This is a genomic window from Nocardioides sp. NPDC057577 (assembly GCF_042801335.1).
Classification (GTDB): domain Bacteria; phylum Actinomycetota; class Actinomycetes; order Propionibacteriales; family Nocardioidaceae; genus Nocardioides.
In genome coordinates this window covers 1-3,664 of record NZ_JBHVGB010000293.1, presented here as the reverse complement: position 1 = coordinate 3,664, position 3,664 = coordinate 1, and the positions used below count along the sequence as shown (strand labels likewise).

The window sequence follows — 3,664 nt, the reverse complement described above, 5'->3', positions numbered from 1 at the left end:
GGCATCTGGATGCCCACTCGGCCGACCGGGGTGACGCCTCCGCGCTTCGCGCGGTCACTCCCTCGCTCGGCGCGCGCGGACGAGCAAGCTCGCCGCTCGACCTCGCTCCGGTCGTCTCGGCTCAGGTGTTCAGGGTGAGGCCGTCGCCGTCGCGGTCGACGGTGACCTGGCCACCGTCGGTCACCTCGCCGCCGATGAGCTTCCTGGCGAGCGGGTCGCCGATGGCGGACTGGATGAGGCGACGCAACGGCCGGGCGCCGTACGCCGGGTCGTAGCCGGTCTCGGCCAGCCACTCCCGAGCCTCCGGGGTGACGGAGATCGAGATGCGGCGGGCGGCCAGGCGCTTCTCGAGCAGACCGAGCTGGATGTCGACGATCTTGGTGAGGTCGGCCAGCGAGAGGGCATCGAACATGACGACCTCGTCGAGTCGGTTGAGGAACTCCGGCTTGAACGACGCCCGGACCACGGCCATGACCGACTCGTGCTTCTCGTGCTCGTCCATGATCGGGTCGACCAGGAAGGCCGAACCGAGGTTGGAGGTGAGGATGAGGAGCGTGTTGCGGAAGTCGACCGTGCGACCCTGACCGTCGGTCAGCCGCCCGTCGTCGAGCACCTGCAGCAGGATGTCGAAGACCTCGGGGTGAGCCTTCTCGACCTCGTCGAGCAGCACCACCGAGTAGGGGCGGCGCCGCACCGCCTCGGTCAGCTGACCACCCTCGTCGTAGCCGACGTAGCCCGGAGGAGCACCGACCAGCCGGGCGACCGAGTGCTTCTCGGAGTATTCGGACATGTCGATGCGTACGATCGCGCGCTCGTCGTCGAAGAGGAAGTCGGCGAGCGACTTGGCGAGCTCGGTCTTACCGGTGCCGGTCGGGCCCAGGAAGAGGAACGAGCCAGTGGGGCGGTTGGGGTCGGCGATCCCGGCACGCGAGCGGCGCACCGCATCGGCGACGGCGGTGACGGCGGACTTCTGCCCGATCAGCCGGCGCCCGATCTCGGTCTCCATCTCGAGCAGCTTGGCCTGCTCGCCCTGGAGCATCTTGCCGGTCGGGATGCCGGTCCAGGCCTCGACGACCTCGGCGATCTGCTGGGCAGCGACCTCCTCACCGACCAGCCGGTCGGCGACCTCGTCCTCGGCCTCGGCGGCCTCGGCGATCTGCCGCTCGAGCTCGGGGATGCGACCGTAGAGGATCTCCGAGGCCTCCCCCAGCGAACCCTCGCGTTGGAGCCGCTCGGCCTCGCTGCGCAGCGCGTCGAGCTGCTTGCGCAGGGCACCCTCGCCCTCGAGCGAAGCCTTCTCCTGCTCCCAGCGTGCCTCCAGCCCGCGCAGCTCCTCCTCCTTGTCGGCGAGCTCCTTGCGCAGCGCCGCGTGGCGCTCGAGAGAGGCGTCGTCGGACTCCTTGGAGAGCGCGAACTCCTCCATCTTCAGCCGGTCGACGGCGCGCCGGAGCTGGTCGATCTCCTCGGGAGACGACTCGATCTCCATCCGCAGCCGGGAGGCCGCCTCGTCGATGAGGTCGATCGCCTTGTCGGGCAGCTGCCGCCCGGTGATGTAGCGGTCGGACAGGGTCGCGGCGGTCACCAGAGCGGCATCGGTGATGCGGACACCGTGGTGAGCCTCGTACTTCTCCTGGATGCCGCGCAGGATCTGCACCGTGTCCTCGACCGACGGCTCGCCGACGAAGACCTGCTGGAAGCGGCGCTCCAGGGCCGGGTCCTTCTCGATGCGCTCGCGGTATTCGTCGAGCGTGGTCGCACCGATCATGTGCAGCTCACCGCGCGCGAGCATCGGCTTGAGCATGTTGCTGGCGTCCATCGCCGAGTCGCCGCCGGCGCCCGCGCCGACGACGGTGTGCAGCTCGTCGATGAAGGTGATGACCTGGCCCTCGGCGGCCTTGATCTCCTCCAGGACGGCCTTGAGCCGCTCCTCGAACTGGCCGCGGTACTGCGCCCCGGCGACCATCGCCGCCAGGTCGAGCGACAGGAGGCGGCGACCCTTCAGCGAGTCGGGTACGTCGCCGGCGATGATCCGCTGGGCGAGCCCTTCGACGACGGCCGTCTTGCCGACGCCGGGCTCGCCGATGAGCACCGGGTTGTTCTTGGTGCGCCGCGAGAGCACCTGGATGACGCGGCGGATCTCGGAGTCACGGCCGATGACCGGGTCGAGCTTGCCGCGCTCGGCGGCCTCGGTGAGGTCCTGGGAGTACTTCTCGAGCGCCTCGTAGGAGTCCTCGGCATCCTGCGAGGTCACCCGGCGGTTGCCGCGGACCGCCTTCAGCGTCTCGCGCAGCCCCTTCTCGGTGAGCCCGGCGCCCTTGAGCACCTTCTGCGCCGACGACTCGACCGTGGCCAGCGAGATCAGCAGATGCTCGGTGGCGGCGTAGTCGTCCTTCAGGGACGTGGCCAGCGTGATCGCGCCGGCCAGGACACGGGTCAGCCCACCGGAGGCAGCAGGCTGCTGCACCGTGGACCCGCTGGCACGCGGGAGCCCGGCGAGATCGGCGGCCACCGCTCGCGACAGCTCCTCGGCGTCCACACCGGACTTGGTGACCATCGACGTCGCGGTGCCCTCGTCCTGCTGCAGCAGCGCGGCGAGCAGGTGGATCGGCTCGGTCGTGGTGTTGCCCGCCGTCGTGGCGGAGAGCTGCGCGGCCTCGATCGCCTCGCGAGCCTTGGTGGTGAACTTGTCTGCCGAAAACTGGCTCATCTGTGTCTGCACTCCTCCTGTGGACGCGCTCAAGTCTGTCGCGAGTGCCTGTCACCCGCATCTATCTCAACACAACCAAAGTTGAGTCTGTTCCACTCAACTTTCGAGCCTACGCCCCCGCGAGGAACGAGCGGGGTCATAACGCGAGAAGGTCGAGCGAGCGCAGCGGGTGAGCTTGCGAACCCGCGAAGCGGGTCGAGACCTACGTCAGTTTGGCGTGGCCGGCCGCCCAGTCGATCGGGCACACTCCTCCCGTGGACTCCCGAGGCGCCGTGCGCGACCAGCTCGCCGCGCGGCAGCGCGAGGTCCTCGACGACCTGCTGGCGGGACGTACGCCACCAGGGTTCGAGGCCGCCGGGACGACCGCGACGACCCGGGTGCTGCACCACAAGCGCTCCTCGGCCGCGCACCACGCCGCCCCTGAGCTCGACCTGCTCCCGGACTGGCGCGCCCGCTTCCATGCCTGGGCCGCGCAGCATCCCCAGCAGGGCTGCGCCCACGACGACGTACGCGACTTCCTGACCACCATCGGCGCCGACTGGCTCCGGCTGCACGATGTCTATGAAGGCCGGCGGCGGTTGGCGCTCACCCGGATCGCTGGGCGCCGGGTGCTCACCGTCGGCCTCGGCTCACAGATCTGGCACCTCACCCGCCGCACCTGGAAACGGAGCTCTACTTGAAGACCCTGATCATCATCGTGATCCTCGGCCTGGTCATCTACGCGCTGACCAAGGCCTTGGTCGGAGCCGGCCGGAGCAACCGTCGCCGAGGTCCTCGACGTCGCAACGGCAGCAGCTGCAGCTCGAGCTCGTGCGGCTCCGGCTCCACCTACGACTCCGGCCACCACCACGGCAACAGCCACGACAGCTCCTGCAACAGCTCCTCCTGCGGCTCGAGCTGTGGCGGCGGAGGCGGCGGCGACTGACAGTTCTGATGCCGAGTCGGCTCGTCATGACG

3 protein-coding genes are annotated in these 3,664 nt (G+C 69.5%); 2 read left to right on the top strand and 1 reads right to left on the bottom strand.

What is annotated here, in order from left to right; genetic code table 11:
* Positions 1-121: 121 nt before the first annotated feature.
* Positions 122-2,707: an ATP-dependent chaperone ClpB gene (gene clpB / locus ACFU7D_RS29065; protein ID WP_378873850.1), complete on the bottom strand. Its 2,586-nt coding sequence runs from the start codon at positions 2,705-2,707 to the stop codon at positions 122-124.
* Between the two features lie 254 nt (positions 2,708-2,961).
* Between clpB and ACFU7D_RS29060 the strand changes: the two genes are divergently transcribed.
* Entirely contained in the window at positions 2,962-3,387 is a 426-nt protein-coding gene (locus ACFU7D_RS29060) for a hypothetical protein (RefSeq protein ID WP_378873847.1), read from the top strand.
* A complete protein-coding gene (locus tag ACFU7D_RS29055; RefSeq protein WP_378873844.1) occupies positions 3,384-3,632 on the top strand; it encodes a hypothetical protein in 249 nt (82 codons plus the stop codon). The genes ACFU7D_RS29060 and ACFU7D_RS29055 overlap by 4 nt, the downstream gene beginning before the upstream one ends.
* Positions 3,633-3,664 lie beyond the last annotated feature (32 nt).